Source organism: Streptomyces sp. NPDC012825 (genome assembly GCF_042900925.1).
In the GTDB taxonomy this organism is placed as follows: Bacteria; Actinomycetota; Actinomycetes; order Streptomycetales; family Streptomycetaceae; genus Streptomyces.
The window spans coordinates 481592-502552 of record NZ_JBIBBZ010000002.1 but is presented as its reverse complement, the minus strand read 5'-3'; the positions used below and the strand labels follow the sequence as shown (position 1 = coordinate 502552).

Annotated in this window: 19 protein-coding genes, 1 tRNA gene and 1 pseudogene; 7 read left to right on the top strand and 14 right to left on the bottom strand. The window is 71.0% G+C overall.

Going from position 1 to position 20961, the window contains the following annotated elements:
* Positions 1–21: 21 nt before the first annotated feature.
* From aspT (ACFY7E_RS07750) to ACFY7E_RS07725, 6 genes are all read right to left on the bottom strand, one after another.
* On the bottom strand, positions 22–1725 hold the full coding sequence (aspT, locus tag ACFY7E_RS07750) for an aspartate-alanine antiporter (RefSeq protein ID WP_389481865.1): 1704 nt from the start codon (positions 1723–1725) through the stop codon (positions 22–24).
* A gap of 9 nt (positions 1726–1734) precedes the next feature.
* Positions 1735–3417: an aspartate-alanine antiporter gene (gene aspT, locus ACFY7E_RS07745; RefSeq protein WP_389481862.1), complete on the bottom strand. Its 1683-nt coding sequence runs from the start codon at positions 3415–3417 to the stop codon at positions 1735–1737.
* A gap of 198 nt (positions 3418–3615) precedes the next feature.
* Positions 3616–3688: transfer RNA gene (locus tag ACFY7E_RS07740), tRNA-His, on the bottom strand.
* A gap of 120 nt (positions 3689–3808) precedes the next feature.
* Positions 3809–4411 (bottom strand): oligoribonuclease, encoded by a 603-nt coding sequence (orn, locus tag ACFY7E_RS07735; protein ID WP_389481860.1) that lies wholly within the window; start codon positions 4409–4411, stop codon positions 3809–3811.
* A 115-nt stretch (positions 4412–4526) separates the two neighbouring features.
* Positions 4527–5696 (bottom strand): helix-turn-helix domain-containing protein, encoded by a 1170-nt coding sequence (locus ACFY7E_RS07730; RefSeq protein WP_383448059.1) that lies wholly within the window; start codon positions 5694–5696, stop codon positions 4527–4529.
* A gap of 421 nt (positions 5697–6117) precedes the next feature.
* Positions 6118–6456: a hypothetical protein gene (locus tag ACFY7E_RS07725; protein ID WP_389481857.1), complete on the bottom strand. Its 339-nt coding sequence runs from the start codon at positions 6454–6456 to the stop codon at positions 6118–6120.
* Positions 6457–6921: 465 nt separating this feature from the next.
* Here ACFY7E_RS07725 and ACFY7E_RS07720 point away from each other — a divergent pair, with 465 nt between their 5' ends.
* The gene (locus tag ACFY7E_RS07720; RefSeq protein WP_376231539.1) at positions 6922–7443 is read left to right on the top strand and encodes a universal stress protein; all 522 of its coding nucleotides are present in this window, start codon (positions 6922–6924) and stop codon (positions 7441–7443) included.
* 192 nt (positions 7444–7635) lie between these two features.
* Here the strand turns inward: ACFY7E_RS07720 and glmS are convergent, their stop codons facing one another.
* Entirely contained in the window at positions 7636–9453 is a 1818-nt protein-coding gene (glmS, locus tag ACFY7E_RS07715; RefSeq protein ID WP_383434837.1) for a glutamine--fructose-6-phosphate transaminase (isomerizing), read from the bottom strand.
* Between the two features lie 70 nt (positions 9454–9523).
* Positions 9524–9799 carry a hypothetical protein gene (locus ACFY7E_RS07710; protein ID WP_383434835.1) on the bottom strand — a complete coding sequence of 92 codons (276 nt, stop codon included), beginning with the start codon at positions 9797–9799 and terminating at the stop codon, positions 9524–9526.
* Positions 9800–9989: 190 nt separating this feature from the next.
* On the opposite strand from ACFY7E_RS07710, the gene ACFY7E_RS07705 reads away from it, so the two are divergent.
* Both ACFY7E_RS07705 and ACFY7E_RS07700 read left to right on the top strand, forming a co-directional pair.
* Positions 9990–11624 (top strand): beta-N-acetylhexosaminidase, encoded by a 1635-nt coding sequence (locus ACFY7E_RS07705; RefSeq protein WP_389481854.1) that lies wholly within the window; start codon positions 9990–9992, stop codon positions 11622–11624.
* Between the two features lie 132 nt (positions 11625–11756).
* Positions 11757–12380, top strand: coding sequence for a LysE family translocator (locus tag ACFY7E_RS07700; protein ID WP_389481851.1), 624 nt, complete (start codon positions 11757–11759; stop codon positions 12378–12380).
* A gap of 89 nt (positions 12381–12469) precedes the next feature.
* Here ACFY7E_RS07700 and ACFY7E_RS07695 read toward each other — a convergent pair.
* Both ACFY7E_RS07695 and ACFY7E_RS07690 read right to left on the bottom strand, forming a co-directional pair.
* Positions 12470–12604: pseudogene (locus tag ACFY7E_RS07695) on the bottom strand (DUF397 domain-containing protein); the annotation flags it as partial.
* Entirely contained in the window at positions 12601–13437 is an 837-nt protein-coding gene (locus ACFY7E_RS07690) for a helix-turn-helix transcriptional regulator (protein ID WP_389481849.1), read from the bottom strand. The pseudogene ACFY7E_RS07695 and the gene ACFY7E_RS07690, both read right to left, overlap by 4 nt.
* A 107-nt stretch (positions 13438–13544) precedes the next feature.
* Here ACFY7E_RS07690 and ACFY7E_RS07685 point away from each other — a divergent pair, with 107 nt between their 5' ends.
* The 4 genes from ACFY7E_RS07685 (at position 13545) to ACFY7E_RS07670 (ending at position 15760) form a co-directional block, all read left to right on the top strand.
* Positions 13545–13982, top strand: coding sequence for a hypothetical protein (locus ACFY7E_RS07685; RefSeq protein WP_389481847.1), 438 nt, complete (start codon positions 13545–13547; stop codon positions 13980–13982).
* 180 nt (positions 13983–14162) lie between these two features.
* A complete protein-coding gene (locus ACFY7E_RS07680) occupies positions 14163–14396 on the top strand; it encodes a hypothetical protein (RefSeq protein WP_053642243.1) in 234 nt (77 codons plus the stop codon).
* A gap of 79 nt (positions 14397–14475) precedes the next feature.
* Positions 14476–15369, top strand: coding sequence for a JmjC domain-containing protein (locus tag ACFY7E_RS07675; RefSeq protein ID WP_389481845.1), 894 nt, complete (start codon positions 14476–14478; stop codon positions 15367–15369).
* Positions 15356–15760, top strand: a complete 405-nt coding sequence (locus tag ACFY7E_RS07670) for a hypothetical protein (RefSeq protein ID WP_389481843.1) — start codon at positions 15356–15358, stop codon at positions 15758–15760. The genes ACFY7E_RS07675 and ACFY7E_RS07670 overlap by 14 nt, the downstream gene beginning before the upstream one ends.
* A gap of 74 nt (positions 15761–15834) precedes the next feature.
* Here ACFY7E_RS07670 and ACFY7E_RS07665 read toward each other — a convergent pair whose 3' ends face one another.
* The 4 genes from ACFY7E_RS07665 to ACFY7E_RS07650 are packed head-to-tail and all read right to left on the bottom strand — an operon-like array spanning position 15835 to position 20885.
* Positions 15835–17622 (bottom strand): IucA/IucC family protein, encoded by a 1788-nt coding sequence (locus ACFY7E_RS07665; RefSeq protein ID WP_389481840.1) that lies wholly within the window; start codon positions 17620–17622, stop codon positions 15835–15837.
* Positions 17619–18149 carry a GNAT family N-acetyltransferase gene (locus ACFY7E_RS07660; protein WP_389481838.1) on the bottom strand — a complete coding sequence of 177 codons (531 nt, stop codon included), beginning with the start codon at positions 18147–18149 and terminating at the stop codon, positions 17619–17621. The genes ACFY7E_RS07665 and ACFY7E_RS07660 overlap by 4 nt, the downstream gene beginning before the upstream one ends.
* Positions 18146–19459, bottom strand: a complete 1314-nt coding sequence (locus tag ACFY7E_RS07655) for a lysine N(6)-hydroxylase/L-ornithine N(5)-oxygenase family protein (protein ID WP_389481835.1) — start codon at positions 19457–19459, stop codon at positions 18146–18148. Before ACFY7E_RS07655 ends, ACFY7E_RS07660 begins: the two co-directional genes overlap by 4 nt.
* Complete coding sequence (locus ACFY7E_RS07650) at positions 19446–20885, bottom strand: pyridoxal phosphate-dependent decarboxylase family protein (RefSeq protein WP_389481832.1); 1440 nt, start codon at positions 20883–20885, stop codon at positions 19446–19448. The genes ACFY7E_RS07655 and ACFY7E_RS07650 overlap by 14 nt, the downstream gene beginning before the upstream one ends.
* Positions 20886–20961: the final 76 nt, after the last annotated feature.

Here is a 20961-nt window from a genome sequence, read left to right as displayed (position 1 = left end):
TTCCGTACGGGAGGGTTCGCGTCAGTGGTGGAGGATGACGATCACGGCGCCCCAGATGGTCAGCAGGACGTTGCCCACCGCGTAGGGGATCGTGTAGCCGAGGGTCGGGATCTGCGACCGGGACTGCTCGTTGACGGCGCCGATCGCCGCGGTCGTCGTCTGGCCGCCGGCCAGGACGCCCATCAGGATCGGGAAGCGGATCTTCTGGACGTAGTGGCCGACGAGGAAGCCGACGAGCAGCGGGATCAGGGTCGCCACCGCGCCCCAGATCAGCAGCCCCCAGCCGGCCGAGGCCAGGCCGCTGGTGAAGCTCGGCCCGGCGTTGATGCCGACGACGGCGACGAAGAGGCACAGGCCCAGGGTGTCCATGAACCACTGGGCGCCGGGCGGGACGTTCCCGTACGTCGGGTACTTGCCCCGGATCCAGCCGAAGACCAGGCCCATGATCAGCGCGCCGCCGGAGGTGGAGAGCGAGATCGGCACGCCCGACACGGTCAGGGCCGGGATGCCGACGCAGCCGCCGAGGAAGATCCCGAGCCCCACCCAGAGCATGTCGGTGGCGAACGAGGTCGGCACGGGCTTGCCGATCGCCTTCCCCGCCGGGTCCACGAGCCGCTTCGGCCCGGTCAGGACCAGGGTGTCGCCGCGCTCCAGGGTGGTCGAGAGGCGGTACGGGAACTCGGTGCCGGAACGGTAGACCTTGTCGACGTACACGCCCACCATGAAGGGCTCGCGGCGCAGGTCGGCGATGCTCTTGCCGAGCTGGGCCCGGTCGGATGCGACCACGTGCAGGGACTCCGTCCGGTACCCCAGCAGCTCCACGTCGTCCGCCTCCGGCCCGACGTGGGTCCCGGGGTCGAACTCCACGAGCGAGCCGCGCAGCGCGCTGAGCGCCACCGTGTCGCCCTCGCGGAGCACCGTCCGCTGGTCGTGGTCGAGGATCTTCCCGTCCCGCCGCACCCGGGTGAGGTAGACGCGGCGGCCGAGCGCCTGCTGCTGCCGCTCGAAGTCCTCGATGGTGCGCCCGGCGAGGTCGGGGCGCTCGACGCGGTACGCGCGGAGCACGACCTCGTAGTAGCCCTCGGCCAGGTCGGGGTCGTCGCCCGGCGCGTCCAGCTCCTCGGCGAGCCGCGCCGACTCGGCGGCCAGGTCCCGCTTGTACAGCTTGGGCAGGACGTTGGCGAGGAGCAGCGCGCAGAGGATCGTGCCGAGCGGGTACGTGACGGCGTAGCCGATCGCGACCAGGTTCTCCTCGGACTTCGTCTGCGCGGCGGAGAGGCCCGGCAGGTTGCCGATGGCGTCCTGGGCGACGCCGATGACGGCGGACTGGGTGAGCGCGCCGCCGAGGAGGCCCGCGGAGAGGCCGGGGCCGTACCCGAGCATCGCGGCGAAGCCCCAGGAGACGAGGAGGCCCGTCACGCAGACGACGACGGCGTTGACGACCTGCGGCAGGCCGTCCTTCTTCAGGCCCCGGAAGAACTGGGGGCCGACCTTGTAGCCGAGGGCGAAGAGGAACATGGTGAAGAAGAGGTTCTTCACCGTGGCGTCGATCGTGACCTTGAACTGCGCGCCGAGCAGCAGCCCGGCCACCAGGCAGCCCGTGACGGCGCCCAGCGCGATGGCCCGGTAGCGGAGCTTCCCGAAGAGGAAGCCGAGCGCGACGGTGATGAAGACGAGCAGCTCGGGATGGGGCTGGAAGACGTTCCGGTTCAGGAAGTCGATCATCGCGCCGCCTCACGCTCCCAGGATGCCGACGAGCAGCGGCCCGGTCAGTGGGAGCAGGAAGTTCGAGAGGGTGTACGTGATCGTGTAGCCGAGCATCGGGACCGAGCTCTGGGCCACCTGGGTGATCGAGGTGATGGCCGGGGTCGAGCACTGCTGGCCCGCGATGGCGCCGATGAGCAGCGGCTTCTCGATCTTCAGCAGCTTGCGGCCGACGACCAGGGAGATCGTCGCGGGCACCAGGACCATCGCGATCCCCGCGAACGGCAGCAGCGCCCCGTACTCCTTGAGCAGCGGCCAGGCCTGCGGGCCCGACACCAGGCCCGTGCAGGCGATGAAGATCGCCAGGCCCATGTCCTTGAGGGTGGAGGCGGCCTGCGGGGGGAAGGCGCCGAAGGTCTGGGTGCGGGACCGGAACCAGCCGAAGAGCAGTCCGGAGATCAGACAGCCGCCGCCGGTGCCGAGCGACAGGGGGACGTCGCCGAACTCGACCACGACCTGGCCGAGGAGCGAGCCGCAGACGATGCCGAGGCCCAGGTAGATGAAGTCCGTGGCGTCGTTCTTCACGGTCGCGCCGATCCGGGACGCCAGCTTGCCCAGGCCCGAGCGGGCGCCCACCAGGGTGAGCACGTCGCCGCGGTCGACGACGGTCTCGGGGGTGGCGGGCAGGTGCTGGTCGTTGCGCAGCACGTCCGTCACGTACACCCCGCCGGAGGAGAACTCCGGGTGCTCCCTGGAGAGGGTGTCCAGGGACTTGCCGGAGACGCCCTTGTCGGTCAGGGAGACCTGGGTGGTGGCGAGCGGGGTGTCCAGACCGGGGACGGCCGGCGTCTCGGGGCCGATGACCCTGCCCGCCTCGATGATGTTGGCCCGCCGGCCGACGGCGAGCACCAGGTCGGAGAGGGTGAGCGTGAAGCCGGGCGGGGGAGGGGTGAGCACCTTGCTGCCCCGCTTCACCGCCTCGACGGTGACCCGGCCGCCCAGCGAACGCTCCAGGTCGCCGACCACGGCCCCGTCCGCGTGCGTGACCAGGAACGTCCGGCCGACCAGGCCCGGGAGCGCCTCGCGCTCGTCGGACTCCAGCCCGCCCCCCTCGCCGCGCATCCGCTCCCAGAGCTCGCGCGAGGCGTCCCGGAGGTTGATCCGCATCAGCATCGGCATGATCTGGCTGGTGTAGATGACGATGGTGACGAGGCCGAACAGGTAGCAGACGGTGTACGCGGTGGCCACGTGGCCCTGGTACTGGGTGATCTGCTCCTGGGTCAGGTCGCTCAGCTTGGCGATGGACTCGGTGGCCGTGCCGACGACCGCCGACTCGGTGGCGGCGCCGGCGAGGATGCCCGCGGCGGTGCCGACGTCGAGGTCGAAGGCCTCCGCGAGGCCGAGGGCGATGCCGACGACGCAGACGACCTCGATGAGGCAGAGGGCGAAGAAGCGGAGGCTCTTCTTGTTGAGGTTGGCGAAGAACTGCGGCCCCGCCATGTAGCCGAGCGAGAAGATGAAGAGCGCGAAGAAGATCGTCTTCACGTCGTCGGAGACGGTGGCCTTGGTCCAGGCCCCGAGGAGCAGCGAGACGATCAGGGTGCCGCAGATGCCACCGAGGGTGATGGGGCCGACACGCAGCTTGCCGACGAGGTAGCCGGCCGCGAGGGAGAGGAAGAGGACGAGCTCGGGATGGTCACGCAGGATTCCCATCCACCCTCACCCCACCCCCGGCGGCAGGAGAAAACCTGACGATATAGGACATAAGGGGAAGCTAGCAGGGGGTGCGGGGCGGGGGGGCGCCCGCCTGGTCCGAACGGATGAGGGGCGGGGGCGTCCGGCGGCGTCCGGCGCGGACACACGGAAACGACCGAGGCCCCGGTTCTTCCGAACCGGGGCCTCGGCCCTCAGGGTGAGTAACGGGACTTGAACCCGCGACATCCTGGACCACAACCAGGTGCTCTGCCAGCTGAGCTATACCCACCATGACCGGCGGTGTTCCCGAGGGATTCCCCGACCGGCCGAGAAGAAGTCTACAGGGTCCGGGAGGGTGCTCGCGCCCACGTTTCCCGCAGGGGCGTTCGAGGGCGCGAGCCTCCCCGGTCTATTCCCCGGAGAGCACGTGGCGCGCCGCGATCCGCTTGGCGGTCTCCGAGTCGGGGCCGGGCGGCGGGACGAAGACCGCCTCGCGGTAGTAGCGCAGCTCGGCGATGGACTCGCGGATGTCGGCGAGCGCCCGGTGGTTGCCGCTCTTCTCCGGACTGTTGAAGTACGCCCTCGGGTACCAGCGGCGGGCCAGTTCCTTGACCGAGGAGACATCGACGATCCGGTAGTGCAGATGGCCCTCCAGGGCGGGCATGTCGCGGGCGAGGAAGCCGCGGTCGGTGGAGACCGAGTTCCCGCACAGCGGCGCCTTGCCGGGCTCCTTGACGTGCTCGCGGATGTAGGCGAGGACCCGGGCCTCGGCGTCGGCGAGGGTGGTGCCGCCCGCCAGCTCGTCGAGCAGTCCCGAGGCCGTGTGCATCTGGCGCACGATCTCCGGCATGGTCTCCAGGGCCGCGTCCGGCGGCCGGATCACGATGTCCACGCCGTCGCCGAGCACGTTCAGTTCCGAGTCGGTGACCAGCGCGGCCACCTCGATGAGTGCGTCGTCCGTCAGCGAGAGCCCGGTCATCTCGCAGTCGATCCACACCAAGCGATCGTTCATGCGTCCACCTTAGGGGGTGCGGGACCCGGCCCGGCAGCCCGACGGGCGCCCGGGGGAGGTGTCCCCGGACGCCCGTCGTTCCTGCGGTGCGCGGCTTGTGGCCGCGGGTCTTCGGTTACGGCGCGCTGCGCTGGCCCGGGAGTGAGGGGCGCCCGGGAGCGTAGGCGTCGGACTGCGGCTTCCCCGGCTCCGGCGGCGGGCCGGGCCGGCGGGCGCCGGCCGTGACCTGGGCGGGCACGACCGGGTCGAGCACCGCCGTGCCGACCTCGCCCTGCGGACGCCGGGCGCGGTACGCCGCCCGGTAGGCCGCCGGCGAGGAGCCGAGCTGGCGCCGGAAGTGGCCGCGCAGCGCCACCGGGGAGCGGAAGCCGCACCTGCCCGCCACCTCGTCGACCGAGTAGTCGGAGGTTTCGAGCAGCCGCTGCGCCTGGAGCACCCGCTGGGTGATCAGCCACTGGAGCGGGGCCGAGCCCGTGAGGGAGCGGAACCGGCGGTCGAAGGTCCGCCGTGACATGTACGCGCGCGCCGCGAGCGTCTCCACGTCGAACTGCTCGTGGAGGTGTTCGAGCGCCCAGGCGACGACCTCGGCCAGCGGGTCGGCGCCGATCTCCTCGGGTAAAGACCTGTCGAGGTAGCGCTCCTGACCGCCGCTGCGCCGCGGCGGGACGACCAGGCGGCGCGCCAGGGCGCCCGCGGCCTCCGTGCCGTGGTCGGTCCGCACGATGTGCAGACACAGATCGATTCCGGCCGCGGTGCCGGCGGAGGTCAGCACGTCCCCGTCGTCGACGAAGAGCTCCCGCGGGTCCACGTGGACCGACGGGTAGCGCTTGGCGAGCGTCGGCGCGTACATCCAGTGCGTGGTCGCCGGGCGGCCGTCGAGCAGTCCGGCCGCGGCCAGGACGAACGCCCCGGTGCACAGCCCGACGATCCTGGCCCCCTCCTCGTGCGCGCGGCGCAGCGCGTCGAGCGCCTCCGGCGGCGGCGGCGAGGTGATCGACCGCCAGGCCGGGACGACGACGGTGCCTGCTCTGCCGATGGCCTCCAGGCCGTACGGCGCGGTGAGTTCGAGCCCGCCGGTGGTCCGCAGCGGTCCTTCCTCACCGGCGCAGACGAGCAGCCGGTAACGTGGCACTCCGGCGTCCTGCCGGTCGATGCCGAACACGGAGAGCGGGATGGAGCTCTCGAAGATGGGGCCGCCGCTGAACAGCAGCACCGCGACGACTTCGCGCCGCCGGCGCCCGGACAGTTTCCGTCCGGCCTCCGGTGCGGTGGAGTCCTGGCTCATGACGCTAAGCCCCCCTCGGTGTTCGCGTCTCCCTGGTCGTGTCGCTCCTGCACGTTTCCCCTCGGTTTTGCACGAGACCCCAGTCTTCGGTACCCATGATCGAATCTACTGCGTCCCGTGGCGCCGGGGTGACAAGTTCTCCATCCGGTGGATTGTCGACAAGGCAACTTGGCGTGAAGCGATCGATCGCGGGGAGGTGCGCCCGGTGGCTCCCGAGGGGCGCGCCGGCGTGGAGAACGCCCCGGTACGCGGGGGGTGTGACCCCCTGCAACGGGGCTTCCGGGGGTGTCGGGACCGAGGTTGGCCAATCGTTACGCCAAGGACTCGCCGGGTTCCGTAAGTTGGCTGAAAACATATGGGCTCGGGTGTGCGAGCCTGTCAACTCGAAGGGGGTCCGGACGGCTCCCGAACCCCTCCGCGACTAGCCGCGGCGTCCACCGCGGACGGTCTCCGCGCGCAGACCCCGTTCCGAGCGCCGCAGCAGCAGCCGGCAGACCGCCGTCACCGAGACGAGGCCCAGGGCGGCGCCCGCCGCGCCGGCGAGCGAGGTGCCGTAGACGACGAGCACCACCGGGACCAGGACGCAGCAGAAGACCGCCCAGCGGACGACGTCGCCGGCGGCCTGCTCCCCCTTCGCCGTCCCCGTCTCCACGGCGGCGGTGGCGGGAGGGGCGCCCGTGCGACGGTGGGCGCGGGGTGCGGCGAGCGTCGGGGTGGGGGTGACGGGGGGCCGGTCGGCGGTGGTCGGCGGTACGGGCACGGGCGCTCTCCCTGTGACGGTGGGCGACGGTGGGACGGACCTGTGGCAACGAGGAACGGAACGGTCCGGTCACTCCCGGCGACGGCCGTTCGGCCCCGTGCGGGCGCCGGGCCCGCTCCCGTACGGACTCCGTGCCCGTCGCCGTACGGACGCCGGATCCGCCCCCGTACGGGTGTCGGGGTCGGCCCGCGTGGGCGTCCGGTTCGGGCGCCGAAAGGACACTTGTAGGACACAACCGGCATTGCCAGATCCCGAACCGCTCGTGCATGCTCCCTGGAACGCCGTGCGCGAGCGGTGTGCCCGCCGGGCTCGGCGCGGTGGGCCCTGGGCAGGAGAGGAGTGCCGCCGTACCCTTGGGGGTATGGGCTTGGGAAGATGATTCCCGGACACAGCTCCGCCGTCACCCGTCGTTCCTCCCCCCTTCTCCCGTCCCTTCCCACGAGGACCCTCTTCGCCGAGACACCGATGGCCGGTCACGAATTCTCCGAACCCGCGGACCGCAAGCGCGTCGCCGACTCCACGGTCGACCCCCTCGCGGTCGAACAGCCACGTCATGCCTGCGACCCGGCCTTCCGGCACGGGGTCGTCGTCGGCTTCGACGGCTCCACGTCCAGTGAGCGCGCCCTCGCGTACGCCATCGGCATGGCCCGCCGCTCCGGCTCGGGCCTGATCATCGTGCACGTGGCCAACCGGCTGCCCACCACGGTGTGGGCCGGCTGCGAGCCCCCCGTCTTCGTCGACGTGCCGGACCACCGCACCGAGGTCCTCGGCCTGGAACTGGCCTGCGCCGAGCACCTGGCCGAGGTGCCGTGGATCCTGGTCGAGCGCGGCGGCGACATCTGCCACGAGCTGGAGGAGGTCGGCCGGGAGTACTCGGCCGACGCGATCGTGGTCGGTTCCACGCACGGGATCGTCGGGCGGATCTTCGGCTCGGTGGCCGGCCGGCTCGCCCGCCGCGCCCAGCGGCCCGTCGTCGTCATCCCCTGACCGGCCCCCGAGCCGTCATCTCCTCGACCGGGGCCCCAGCGGCCCTCCCTCCGTGGTGGATCCGCGGAGCCGGGAAGTGCGACGGTCCCCGTGCACGGGAGGTGTGTGCACGGGGACCGTCGCGTGTCAGGTCGGGCGGCGCCGGGGGACAGGCCCGGCGGCGGGTCCGGGGGACAGGCCCGGACCCCGCTGCTACTCGACCGTGACGGACTTGGCCAGGTTGCGCGGCTTGTCGATGTCGCGGCCCATGGCGAGGGCGGTGTGGTACGCGAAGAGCTGGAGCGGGATGCCCATGAGGATCGGGTCCAGCTCGTCCTCGTTCTTCGGGACCACGAGGGTGTGGTCGGCCTTCTCCTGCGGCTGGTGCGCGACCGCGAGGATGCGGCCGCTGCGGGCCTTGATCTCCTCCAGGGCGGCGCGGTTCTTCTCCAGGAGGTCGTCGTCGGGGACGATCGCGACCGTCGGCAGGGCCGGCTCGATGAGGGCCAGCGGGCCGTGCTTCAGCTCGGAGGCCGGGTAGGCCTCGGCGTGGATGTAGGAGATCTCCTTGAGCTTGAGGGAGGCCTCCAGGGCGACCGGGTAGCCGCGCACGCGCCCGATGAACATCATCGACTGGGCGCCCGCGTACTCCTCGGCGAGGCGCTTGATCTCGTCCTCGCCCTTGAGGATCTCCTCGATCTGGGCGGGGAGTCGGCGCAGGCCCTCGATGATCCGCTTGCCGTCGGTGACGGACAGGTCGCGGATGCGGCCGAGGTGCAGGGCGAGCAGCGCGAAGGCGGTCACCGTGTTGGTGAAGCACTTGGTGGAGACGACGCAGACCTCGGGCCCGGCGTGGACGTACACGCCGCCGTCGGCCTCGCGGGCGATGGCGGAGCCCACCACGTTGACGACGCCGAGGACGCGGGCGCCCTTCCGCTTCAGCTCCTGGACGGCGGCGAGCACGTCGTAGGTCTCGCCGGACTGGGAGACGGCGATGTAGAGGGTGTCGGGGTCCACGACCGGGTTGCGGTAGCGGAACTCCGAGGCCGGCTCGGCGTCGGCGGGGATGCGGGCCATGGACTCGATGAGCCCGGCGCCGATGAGGCCGGCGTGGTACGAGGTGCCGCAGCCGAGGATCTTGATGCGGCGGATGGTGCGGGCCTCGCGCGGGTCCAGGTTCAGGCCGCCCAGGTGCACGGTGGAGAAGCGGTCGTCGATCCGGCCGCGCAGCACGCGGTCGACCGCGTCGGGCTGCTCGGAGATCTCCTTGTGCATGAAGGTGTCGTGGCCGCCCATGTCGTAGGAGGCGGCCTCCCACTCGACGGTCTCCGGGGTGGCGGTGGTGGTCGCGCCGGAGGTGGTGTACGTGCGGAAGTCGTCGGCCTTGAGGGTGGCCATCTCGCCGTCGTCGAGGGTGACGACCTGGCGGGTGTGGGCGATCAGGGCGGCGACGTCGGAGGCGACGAGCATCTCCTTCTCGCCGATGCCGAGGATGACCGGGGAGCCGTTGCGGGCGACGACGATGCGGTCGTTGAAGTCGGCGTGCATCACGGCGATGCCGTAGGTGCCCTCGATGACCTTGAGCGCCTCGCGGACCTTCTCCTCCAGGGTCTCGGCCTGGGAGCGGGCGATGAGGTGGGTGATGACCTCGGTGTCCGTCTCGGAGGCGAAGACGACGCCGTCGGCCTCCAGCTTGGCGCGGAGCTCCTGGGCGTTGTCCACGATGCCGTTGTGGACGACGGCGACCTTGTTCTCGGGGTCCATGTGCGGGTGCGAGTTGACGTCGCTCGGCGCGCCGTGGGTGGCCCAGCGGGTGTGGGCGATGCCGGTGGTGCCGGTGAAGCGCTTGGGGACGCGGGCCTCCAGGTCGCGGACCCGGCCCTTGGCCTTCACCATCTTCAGGCCGGAGGCCTTCGGGCTGGTGACGACCATGCCGGCGGAGTCGTATCCGCGGTACTCCAGGCGCTGCAGGCCCTCGAGCAGCAGCGGTGCCACGTCGCGCTTACCGATGTAACCGACAATTCCGCACATAAAGGTGAAACCCCTCCAGGTCAGTGGATGTACTCGGCCGTCCGGGCGGTGGTCCGGGAGGCCCGGCCGCTCAGCCGTACACGATCCGGCGCAGCTGCCGGAGCGAGAACTCCGGCGGTGCCACGGCCCGGTGCGGCAGCTCCGCCGCGATCCGTTCGAAGATCTCGGCGTTCACGGCCCCGCCGGACTGCAGTTCGCGGTGGCGGCGGCGGACGAACTCCTCGGCCGTCTCGTCGAAGTACGCCAGCACGTCGAGCACCACCCGGGCGGCCTCACCGCGCTGGAGCGCGGTGCTGCGGACCAGGTGGTCGATGAGGTCGTCGTGCGACGGGCGGCGTTCGAGCACCCGTGAATACTGAGGGGTGATTCCGCCCCGTTGCAAGAATCCTGCCCGAAATCGGGCAGGGTCCACTGCTTTCCCTGTCAATCCGGACGATTGGCCTAGACCTTGTCCGTCCGAAACACGACGGTACGGGAGGACCCGGTGCGGATATAGACAGATCAGACGCGTCGACCACCCGAAGGGGAGCCCGCCTGTGAGACAGCGCCTCAGGATTCCGCGCCTGATCGGATCCCTGCTCCTGCTCGCGACCGCCGGTGTCGGCTGCGGCGAGGCCCATGCCGGTACCGACGGCGGGGCGGCGGGCCGCCGGGCCGCCGCCGAGCCCGAGGTCCGCCCGCTCGGCCGCATCGTCCCCGTGCCCGCCTCCGTCACCCCCGGGGGCGAGCCCTACACCCTCACCACCGCCACCCGCATCGGGGTGGACACCCGCTCCGCCGAGGCCAAGGCCGTCGGCGGCTACCTCGCCGGGCTGCTCCGGCCCGCCACCGGCTTCCCGCTCCCCGTCGTCGACGAGCAGGCGGCCCGCGGCGGCATCCGGCTCCGGCTCAGCGCCGGCGAAGCCGCCCTCGGCGACGAGGGCTACCGGCTCCGCTCCGGACCGGACGGCGTCACCCTGACGGCCCACCGGCCCGCCGGCCTCTTCCGCGGCGTCCAGACCCTGCGCCAGCAGCTGCCCTCCGCCGTCGAGCGCGGAAGCGTCCAGGAGGGCCCCTGGAAGGTCGCGGGCGGCGTGATCACCGACACCCCGCGCTACGCCTACCGGGGCGCCATGCTCGACGTCGCCCGCCACTTCTTCACCGTCGACGAGGTGAAGCGGTACATCGACCAGCTCGCCCTCTACAAGGTGAACACCCTCCACCTGCACCTCTCCGACGACCAGGGCTGGCGCATCGCCGTCGACTCCTGGCCCCGCCTCACCACCCACGGCGGCTCCACCGAGGTCGGCGGCGGCCCCGGCGGCTTCTACACCAAGGAGGAGTACCGGGAGATCGTCCGGTACGCCGCCTCCCGCTACCAGGAGGTGATCCCGGAGATCGACGTGCCGGGCCACACCAACGCGGCCCTCGCCTCCTACCCCGAGCTCAACTGCGACGGCGTCGCCCCGCCCCTCTACACCGGCACCAAGGTCGGCTTCAGCTCCCTGTGCGTGCCCAAGGCGGTCACGTACGACTTCGTCGACGACGTGATCCGGGAGATCGCCGCCCTCACCCCCGGCCGCTACCTCCACATCGGCGGCGACGAGGCCCACTCCACCAGCCACGCCGACTACGTGGCCTTCATGGACAAGGTGCAGCCGGTCGTCGCCAAGTACGGCAAGACCGTCATCGGCTGGCACCAGCTGACCGGCACCACCCCCGCCCCCGGCGCCCTCGTCCAGTACTGGGGCCTCGACCGCACCCCCGCGGCGGAGAAGGAGCGGGTCGCCGAGACCGCACGGAACGGCACCGGCCTGATCCTCTCGCCCGCCGACCGCACCTACCTCGACATGAAGTACACGAAGGAGACGAAGCTCGGCCTCTCCTGGGCCGGGTACGTCGAGGTCCGCAGGTCCTACGACTGGGACCCGGCGGCCTACCTGCCCGGCGCGCCCGCGAGCGCCGTCCGGGGCGTCGAGGCCCCCCTCTGGACCGAGACCCTCGCCACCACCGACGACCTCGACGTCATGGCCTTCCCGCGCCTGCCGGGCGTGGCCGAACTGGGCTGGTCCCCGGCCGCGACCCACGACTGGGACACCTACAAGGTCCGCCTCGCCGAACAGGCCCCGCGCTTCGAGGCCCTGGGCATCGACTGGTACCGCTCGCCGGAGGTGCCCTGGCCGGCGGAGTAGCGGCCCGCTGAGACGGAACGCCCGGCCGGGGCCGCCCCCGGCCGGGCGTTTCCCGTGCGCGCGGAGGCCGAATCGACCGGACGGGAACGGGGAGACGGACGGCGACCACGACGAGGCCGGAGGCGACGGGCAATGGTGGATTTATCGGTACTGCCGGGCTACATCGCGGTGATCCTGCTCTTCCTCGGCCCACCCGGGCCCGACATGGCCTACATGCTCGCGGTGGGCCTGGAGGGCGGCCGCCGGGCCGCGCTGAAGGCGATCCTCGGCATCGGGACGGGCATGAGCGTCTGCGCCACCGCCGTCGTCGCCGGGCTGGGGGAGATCGCCCGCTCGCACCCGTCGCTGCTCGACGCGGTGAGGATCGTGGGCGCGGCGTACCTGCTGTGGCTGGCGTACACGACCCTGCGGAGTGCGCGAAGCGCGATCGGGGAGCATGATGACGTCGGGGCGGGCCGGTGGTACCTGCGCGGGCTGCTGATCAGCCTGACGAACCCGAAGATCATCCTCTTCTACCTCGCGGTTCTTCCGCAGTTCCTGGGGAACGCGGAGGCTCCCGGGATGCAGTTGGCCCTCCTCGGCGCGATCAACGTCCTGATGGAGGTGGTGCTCTACGGGGGCATCGGGATGCTGGCGGGCTTCTTCCGCACCCGGCTCACCGGCTCGTCGAAGGCGACGACCGTACTGAACTACGGGGCGTGCGCGGTGTACGTGGTGCTGGCGGTGACGATCTCCGTCGAGGTCCTCCTGGCGTGAGGGCCGTCCTCTTCGGCTTCGTCGCCGCACGGACGGCCCCTCAGCGGGCGCCGAACCCGCCGTCCCGGACGCAGGCCACGAAGGGGGGCGGGGCCGGCGGGCTGCTTTGAGTCGCGGACGGGGACGGTGCCGTGGGTGGGGACGAGGTTGGCGGCGACCTCGATGCACTCGCCGCCGGTGGTGCTGTAGGAGGAGGTGAACCAGCAGGGGGACTCGGTCGTCACGAGGTGCCCTTTCGGATTCCTTGGATCATCGCCACGGATTCTGCTTGGGACAGGCATACGGCCTGTAGTTGAAGGAACCGTACGAGCACAGGCCTCACGGCGGTGATTTCCCGCTCCACGAAGCCCCGTAAGTGGGATTCGCCGTACGCGATCACAGACCGGTCCGCCAGGGTGGCCGTAGAGGCCGGGAGGTTGAACGGCCGACGCTCTCCGAGGGAGATCGGGGCCACCTGCAGCATGGTGTCCGGGCGCTCGGCGAAGTCGACCAGATGGTGAAGTTGGGCGTCCATGACGGCCGCGCCGCCGATTGGGCGGCGGACGCAGCTCTCGTCCAGCACGACGAGCATGAAGGGTGACCGCCGTGCTACGGCGGCTTGTCGCTCGGCGACGAACGAGATGCGCTCTTCGCCCTGTTGCTGCGTGATCAATCCGCGTCGTACGTCCGCCATGTTCACCGCGTGCGCGTACTCCGGGGTCTGCAGGAGTCCTGGAACGATCCCGATCTCGAAGATTCGGAGCTCGACGGCCCGTCTCTCGTACTCGACGTACTCAGGAAACCCTTCCAACAGGCTGCCACGCCGCATTTCGTGCCACTGGCGCTCGAACGAATCCCTCGCTTCTGCGGTGCCTAACACCTGATCCGCCTTCCGCGAGAAGGGGAGAGTCGGCGGTTTGCGACCAGTCTCTACGGCTGAGATGTGTTGACCGGAGCATCCCATGCGCGCGGCCAGATCCTCCTGACTCCAGCCGCAAAGCTCGCGCTGCCTGCGGAGATGCGCACCGTACGCCGCTTGCGGGCTGCTCTCCGGCCTCAGCTCCTTGCGATTGACCACAACTCTTCCTTCTCTTGCGACTAGTTGGCCAGTTGAAGGAGTTCTGACCCTAGGTCACGCTGACGCCACCTGGAGTGAAATCCCTACAGAGAGGAGCAGTCGTGCCCGTGTGCAACAACCCCCCGTCCCTCCCCGCCGCCGGCGTCTTCGTCGCCGACACCGGTGGGGAGACGGTCCGGCTCGGTCAGGTCTCCCGTACGCAGAGCGGGAGCGTGTACGTACGGCCTCCGGGTGGCGGGGCCGAGTGGGCCGCCTCGCCCGGGGACCTGCGCGCGCCGACCGGGGAGGAGTGGGCGCGCATCCGGGTCCTCACCACCCCCGTGCTAGTCCTCTCCGCCGACCACGGGCTCCGGCCCCGGCCCGAACCAGTAGCCGGGTGCACGCCGTGCGCGTACCTGGTCCAGTGGTTCGACCACTACACGCGCCGGGGCCCGCAGCACGACGAGTCCGCCGCCGTGGACTGCGTGGTGGAGATCCGCAACCACCCGCACGACCCGCCGAAGATGACCCTGAAGAGGGACGCCCCGCCGGAAGAGCGGCGCTGACCTGCGTAAACGGGTCCGGTTGAGGTTCTCCGCCCTCCCGGGTGAACCCCCACGACTCCGCTCCCTCGTTCCAGAGGCGGCGGTCGCGTCCCGCCCCCGGTGATGTCCGGCAAGACCGTCCGGGGGCGGGACCCAGTCCCCATCGAAGACATCGAAGACAGAGACAGGAGACCCACCGTAATGAGTGATCTGTACGAGCGGGAAGTGTCCGGCGACTTCGCCGCGCTCTGCGGCGGCGGAACGGACAACGACGGGAACATGGAGAGCTGCATCACGCTCGCCGAGCTGCACGGCGGCGGATACGCGCTCGGTGACAGCAAGCCCGGGGGAGCCGGCCGGGAGCTGCGGATGAGCGCGGAGGAGATCACCGCCTTCGCCCGTGGCTGGATCGCCAGGGCCGACGCGAACGCCTGACCCGGAGCCGGGGTCCGCACCTCGCGTGGGGGCCCCGGCCGCCTCCTCCTCCCGCCCGCACACCTGTAAGGAGTTGGCAATGCCGTTGGCCGATCTCGTGGACGACGTACCCAAGATCCTGGAGAAGTGGCCCACCGGGCCGACGCTCTTCCGCCGCGACCCCGCCGACCTGGCCCACCTGTGGTCCCTCGCCGAATTCGACGCCCTCGTGGACGCCGAATGCCTCCCCGCCCGCAACGTCGTCCTGCTCAAGGACGGGAAGGTCCTGGAACGGCACGCCTACATCGACGGTGACATGCCCCGGCCCGGTGCCGTCCGTGCCCACCTCGACGGCGGGGGCACGGTCTCCGTCCGGCAGCTCCAGACCGTCAAACCGTCCCTGAGCCTCCTGCGCCGCGAGATCCAGGACGAGACCGGCTGCCCGGTGCACGTGAACGCGTACCTCACCCCGCCGGGCGCGCAGGGACTCAAGTACCACTACGACCCCTACGTCACGCTGGTCGTCCAGCTCTCCGGGCGGAAGGCGTGGCCCCTGCACCCGCCCTTCGTGGAGAACCCGACGACGGAGCACGGGAACTTCCTGGAGCGGGGGTTCACCTCCGAGGAGCGGCACCACCTCGCCCGTACGGCTCCTGTCCAGTCCTTCGCCCTGGAGCCCGGTGACGTCTTCTGGCTGCCGCGCGGTTACGTCCACTCGCCGTACACCGTGGGCGGGGAGCCCTCCCTGCACCTGACGTTCGCGCTCGAGGAGCGCACGTTCCACTGGCTGGCGTCCGAGATGACGCGCGAGATCCTCTCCCAGGCCCTGGTGGACCCCGCGCTGCGGGCCGAGATCCCGCCGGCCTCCCTGCTGGCCGCACCCGACGCGGCCGTCCGGTGGACCCGCGAGTACCTGATCGGGGCGCTCCTGCTCCTGGAAGCCGGGCACGTGGCCGAGGTCGCGCGGAAGGCCGCCGCCCGTGTCGGGGGATAGGGAGGGCGTACGACGGCACTGGCACGCGTACGCGTACACCGGCCGGTCCTATCCCGACTCGGCGATCAGGCGCGGTGAAGTACCGGCCGACCACCCGCCGATCGAGATCAAGGACTGGCTGCGGCGGTCCGCGGCGCAGGTGGCGGCCACGTACACCGGGGTGGAGGAGGCCGCTTCCTGGATCGAGGGGGAGCTGACCCAGAACCCTCCCGTGGACCAGGAACACTTCCCGGTCTGGGACCGGCTTCAGCGGGTCCGGGAGACGCTGCGGCTGGCGGCCGGGAACGACGTGGTCCTCGGCTACTACTCGAAGGCACAGCAGTACGTGTCGCGCGCGCTCATCGCCTGCCCGCGCGAGGGCGGGGACTCCTGCCCCTACGGAGGGGGATGACCGTCGGCAGGGAACGAAAGGCGCGGGCCCCGGCGGAGTGACCGTACTCCGTCGGGGCCCGCACCGGTCCCGGGTCAGGCGAAGCGGGCGATCGGGTTCGTCAGGTCGCCGACGAGCTGGAGGGCCGCCGACGGGTCCGCGAGGTCGACCATCTGCTTGTTGTCGCGGAGCTGGAGGCGGTTGAGGGCCGACAGGGCGAAGGTCTCCGCGAACATGTCGTACCGCTCGAAGCGGGCCGCGAACTCCGGGTGCTCCTCCTGGTAGCCGCGCACGCACTCCGCGACCGTGCGCCAGAAGCCGTCCTCGTCGAGGACGCCCTCCGCCGCGAGGGTCGCCGCCAGGAAGCGGAAGAAGCAGTCGAAGACGTCGGTGAAGACCGAGAGGAGCTTCATGTCCTCCGGGACCTCGGCCCGCACCCGCTCCACCGCCGGGGGCAGCACCGCGTCCGGGTCCATGACGACGATCTCCTCGGCGATGTCCTTGAAGATCGCCCGCGCGACCCCGCCGCGCCCGTCGAGGACCAGGATCACGTTCTCGCCGTGCGGCATGAACGCCAGGTCGTACGCGTAGAAGCTGTGGAGGACCGGGAGGAGGTAGGCGTCCAGGTAGCGGCGGAGCCAGACCGTCGGCTCCTCGCCGGACTCCGCGATCAGCGCGCCCGCGAAGGACGCGTCCGCGTGGTCCACGTGCAGCAGCGAGGCCATCGTCGCCAGGCGCTCGCCCTCCGCGAGGGACGGCACCGGCGACTCGCGCCAGAGCGCGGCCAGCATCTTGCGGTAGGGCGAGTAGCGGTCGGTGGCGGCCTCGTACTCCAGGTGCCGGTAGCCGACCGCCGCCCGCTCCCGGATGATCGAGAAGCCGGCCGACTTGAAGACGGAGTCCGACTCGATCAGGTCGTGCAGCCAGTCGTTGATCGCCGGGGTCGCCTCCATGTACGCGGCCGAAAGCCCCCGCATGAAGCCCATGTTGAGGACCGACAGGGCCGTCTTCACGTAGTGCCTGGCCGGGTCCGAGGTGTTGAAGAAGGTACGGATCGACTGCTGCGCCAGATACGTGTCGTCGCCCTCGCCCAGGTACACCAGGCGCTCCTGCGCCACCTCGGCGGCGAAGGTGACGGACAGCTTGTTCCACCACTGCCAGGGGTGCGCCGGCATCAGGAGGTAGTCGGCGAGGTCCAGGCCGCGGGCGGCCAGGGTCGCCGCGAAGCCGTCCACCGCCGCGTCGCCCAGCTCGGCGCGGACGAACGACTCGTAGTCGATGCCCGCCCCGGCGGTGAAGGCGGCCCGGTCGCGGCGGGCGGCCAGCCAGATCAGGCGGATGCCGCTCGCGGCCTCGGGGGCGTACGCCCGGTACTCGTCGACGCCGAAGCCGAGCCGCCCGTTGTTGGCGACGAAGCAGGGGTGGCCCTCGGTCATCCCGGTCTCGATCGCCTGGAAACCGGCGCGGGCCAGGTCGGCGGAGGACACCTGAGGCTTGGTCGCCTTGTAGGCCGTGCCGGACAGGGTGGAGGAGATCTCCTCCAGGTACACCGGCAGGATCTCGTCGCTCAGCCCCAGGGCGCCGCGCAGCTCGGTGATGAAGAGCAGCGCGTCCAGGGGGAGTTCGTCGTCGCCCCGGTGGCGGGTGATCGACGCCGGGTCGATCTGCCAGTGGTCGAGGGCGTACCGGTCGGCGGCGAAGCGGTACGCGGTCGCGCCGTCGTCGGACAGGACCTCGTACCGGTCGTCGCCCAGCTCGCGCGGGTTCAGCAGCCGCTCGTGGGCGAACTCGGCTAGGCCCTTGCGGATCAGGGCGCGGTTGGCGTCGGCCCAGCGCCCGGGGGTGAGGTGGGCGACGGGGTCGGTGTGCGCAGCGGTGCTCACGCGGCGGCTCCCACGGCGGCCTCGAACTGCTCCCGGGTGCAGAAGCTCAGCAGCGCCCTCTTCTCCGGCTTCTGGATCTCGCACTCGGGCACGAAGCCCACGGCCGCGTTGAGCGCGTGGACGGCCTTGTTGGCGACGTCGGGCTCGACGACCACGCGGGCGGTCTCCGGGTCGGCGAACAGCTCCGCCATCACGGCCGTGATCACCTTGCGGGTGAAGCCGTGCACGGGGGTGTCGGTGGGCGCGACCAGGAAGTGCATGCCGACGTCGCCCGGCCGCGGGTCGTAGAGGCCGACCAGCTCCAGGTGGGCCGGGTCGTAGCGCTCCATGAGGATCGCGGGGACCCCGTCGACCAGGCCTATGAACGCCTCGTGGTGCGGGTTCGCGACGATGGCGGAGTACTCGCGCACGACGTCCTCCCGGCTCGCGTCCTGCATCATCCAGAAGGCGGCCTTGGGGTGGGTGACCCAGCCGTGGAGCAGCTCCGCGTCCTGGACGGGGTCGAGCGGGCGGAAACGGACGGTCATACGGCGAACTCCTGGAAGGCGATGGTCTTCTCGACGGGGTAGTACTCGTGTCCCAGCATCGCGGCGATGATGCGGGCGTTGCGGTACGCGCCCATGCCCAGGTCGGGCGAGGTGATCGAATGGGTGTGGACGCCGGCGTTCTGCAGGAAGACGCCGCGTCCCGTCGTGTCGATCGCGTAGTCGCGGGCCACGTCGAAGCGGCCCTGCCCGTCCCAGCGGAGGCGGTCGCGGACCGGCTCCAGGAAGGCGGGGACGCTGTACCTGTAGCCGGTGGCCAGGATCAGGCCGTCGGTCTCCAGGGTGAAGTCCTTCTCCTGCTCCTCCTGGCGGAAGCCGAGCGCGTACGTGCCGCTCTCCCCGTCGTACGCGGCGGTGTGCAGCGCGGAGTTGGTCAGGAGCCGGGTGGGCACGGGGCCGTTCAGGTTCTTCTGGTAGAGCAGGTCGAAGATGGCGTTGATGAGCTCGCCGTCGATGCCCTTGAAGAGGCCCTTCTGCTCGGTCTCCAGGCGGTAGCGGGTCCGCTCGGGCAGCGCGTGGAAGTAGTCCACGTACTCCGGGGACGTCATCTCCAGGGTGAGCTTGGTGTACTCCAGCGGGAAGAAGCGCGGGGAGCGGGTCACCCAGTTGAGCCGGTAGCCGTGGACGTCGATCTCGCTCAGGAGGTCGTAGTAGATCTCGGCGGCGCTCTGGCCGCTGCCGACCAGGGTGATCGACTTCTTCTTCTGGAGCTCCGCCTTGTTCGGCAGGTAGCGCGAGTTGTGGATCAGGTCGCCGCCGAGGTCCCGGCAGGATTCGGGGACGTGCGGCGGGGTGCCGGTGCCCAGGACGATCCGGCGGGCGCGGTAGGTCGTGCCGCCCTCGGTGGCCACCTCGTACACCTCGGCGGCCTCGTCGAAGGTGACGGCGGTGACCGTGGTGGAGAAGCGGACCGAGGTGAGCTTGCCGGCGGCCCAGCGGCAGTAGTCGTCGTACTCGGTCCGCAGCGGGTAGAAGTTCTCCCGGATGTAGAACGAGTACAGGCGGCCCTTCTCCTTCAGGTAGCTGAGGAAGGAGTACGGCGAGGTCGGGTCCGCGAGGGTGACCAGGTCCGACATGAACGGGGTCTGGAGGTGGGCGCCCTCCAGGAACATTCCGGAGTGCCACTCGAAGTCCGGCTTCGACTCCAGGAAGACGCCGTCCAGTTCGCCGATCGGCTCGGTCAGGCAGGCGAGGCCGAGGTTGAACGGACCGAGTCCGATGCCGACGAAGTCGTGGATCCGAGCCGTGTCGCGTACGGCCGTCTCGGGTGTGGCCCTCTCAGGCGTGGACAAGGTTCTCTCCCAGGTACTGCTCGGCGTGGCCGGCTATCAGATCGAGGACGGCCGCGATGTCGGCCGTGGTGGTCTCGGGGTTGAGCAGGGTGAACTTGAGGTACTGGCGGCCGTCGACCCTGGTCCCGGCGACGACGGCCTCGCCCGAGGCGAACAGGGCCTTGCGGGCGTGCAGGTTGGCGCGGTCGACGGCCTCGGGGTCGGCGTCTCCGGCGGGGACGTAGCGGTAGACGAGCGTGGAGAGGCTCGGCTCGACCACGACGTCGTAGCGGGGGTCGGCGGCGAGCAGGTCGTAGCCCCGCCGGGCCAGGTCGCAGACCTCGTCGAAGAGGCCGCCGACGCCGTCGGCGCCCATCACCCGGAGGGTCATCCAGAGCTTGAGCGCGTCGAAGCGGCGGGTGGTCTGGAGGGACTTGTCGACCTGGTTCGGGATCTTCTCGGCGACCGTGCGGAGCGGGTTGAGGTAGTCCGCGTGGTACGTCGCGTGGCGCAGGGTGGCGCCGTCGCGGACCAGGAGCGCGGAGGAGCTCACGGGCTGGAAGAAGGACTTGTGGAAGTCGACGGTGACCGAGTCGGCCCGCTCGACGCCGTCCAGGAGGTGGCGGCGGGTGGGGGAGGCGAGCAGTCCGCAGCCGTAGGCGGCGTCGACGTGCATCCAGGCGCCGTACTCGCCGGCCAGGGCGGCGATCTCGTGCAGCGGGTCGATGGAGCCGAAGTCGGTGGTGCCGGCGGTGGCCACGATCGCCATCGGGACCAGGCCCTCGGCGCGGCAGGCGGCCAGTTCGGCGGCGAGGGCGGTGGACCGCATCCGCTTGTCCGCGTCGACCGGGACGGAGACGACGGCGCCGGCGGCGAGGCCGAGGAGACCGGCCGACTTCTGGACGCTGAAGTGGCTGCACGCGGAGGCGAAGATCCGGAGTTTCGACAGGTCGTCGGTCTTGGCCTCCTGGCGGGCCAGGAGCAGGGCCTGGAGGTTGGACTGCGAACCGCCGCTGGTGAACACGCCGTCGGCGGCGGGCCCGAAGCCGGCCCGGCCGGCGGTCCAGTCGATCAGCCTCCGCTCGATGAGGGTGCCGCCCGCGCTCTGGTCCCAGGTGTCCAGGGAGGAGTTGACGGCCGAGAGGACGGCCTCGCCGACGACGGCGGGGATGACGACCGGGCAGTTCAGGTGGCCCAGGTAGCGCGGGTGGTGGAAGTAGACGGCGTCGCGGAGGTAGACGCCCTCCAGCTCGTCCAGGGCGGCGGAGACGTCCCCGAGCGGCCGGTCGAGGTCGACGGCGTCGATGACGGGGGCCAGCTCGGCGGGGGTCGTGCCGGTGAACGGCCCCCGTACCGAGGCGAGTTTGTCCGCCACCCGCCCGACGCCTTCGGTGACGGAGCGACGATAGCTCTCCGCCGTGGTGCCGTTGAGCAGGTGGGAGCGCATGTGGGGACCCTTTCGGGAGGGAACGCTGGGGAGGACGTGGAGGATCGCCGGAGCACGCGATCAGTGGAATATAGGT

Excerpts from the sequence above, each read along its gene's own strand:
- ACFY7E_RS07650 (WP_389481832.1), bottom strand. The coding sequence starts at position 20,885 with ATGCGCTCCCACCTGCTCAACGGCACCACGGCGGAGAGCTATCGTCGC.
- glmS (WP_383434837.1), bottom strand. The coding sequence starts at position 9,453 with ATGTGCGGAATTGTCGGTTACATCGGTAAGCGCGACGTGGCACCGCTG.
- ACFY7E_RS07660 (WP_389481838.1), bottom strand. The coding sequence starts at position 18,149 with ATGACCGTCCGTTTCCGCCCGCTCGACCCCGTCCAGGACGCGGAGCTG.
- ACFY7E_RS07675 (WP_389481845.1), top strand. The coding sequence starts at position 14,476 with ATGCCGTTGGCCGATCTCGTGGACGACGTACCCAAGATCCTGGAGAAG.
- ACFY7E_RS07700 (WP_389481851.1), top strand. The coding sequence starts at position 11,757 with ATGGTGGATTTATCGGTACTGCCGGGCTACATCGCGGTGATCCTGCTC.
- aspT (WP_389481862.1), bottom strand. The coding sequence starts at position 3,417 with ATGGGAATCCTGCGTGACCATCCCGAGCTCGTCCTCTTCCTCTCCCTC.
- aspT (WP_389481865.1), bottom strand. The coding sequence starts at position 1,725 with ATGATCGACTTCCTGAACCGGAACGTCTTCCAGCCCCATCCCGAGCTG.
- ACFY7E_RS07680 (WP_053642243.1), top strand. The coding sequence starts at position 14,163 with ATGAGTGATCTGTACGAGCGGGAAGTGTCCGGCGACTTCGCCGCGCTC.
- orn (WP_389481860.1), bottom strand. The coding sequence starts at position 4,411 with ATGAACGATCGCTTGGTGTGGATCGACTGCGAGATGACCGGGCTCTCG.
- ACFY7E_RS07730 (WP_383448059.1), bottom strand. The coding sequence starts at position 5,696 with ATGAGCCAGGACTCCACCGCACCGGAGGCCGGACGGAAACTGTCCGGG.
- ACFY7E_RS07720 (WP_376231539.1), top strand. The coding sequence starts at position 6,922 with ATGGCCGGTCACGAATTCTCCGAACCCGCGGACCGCAAGCGCGTCGCC.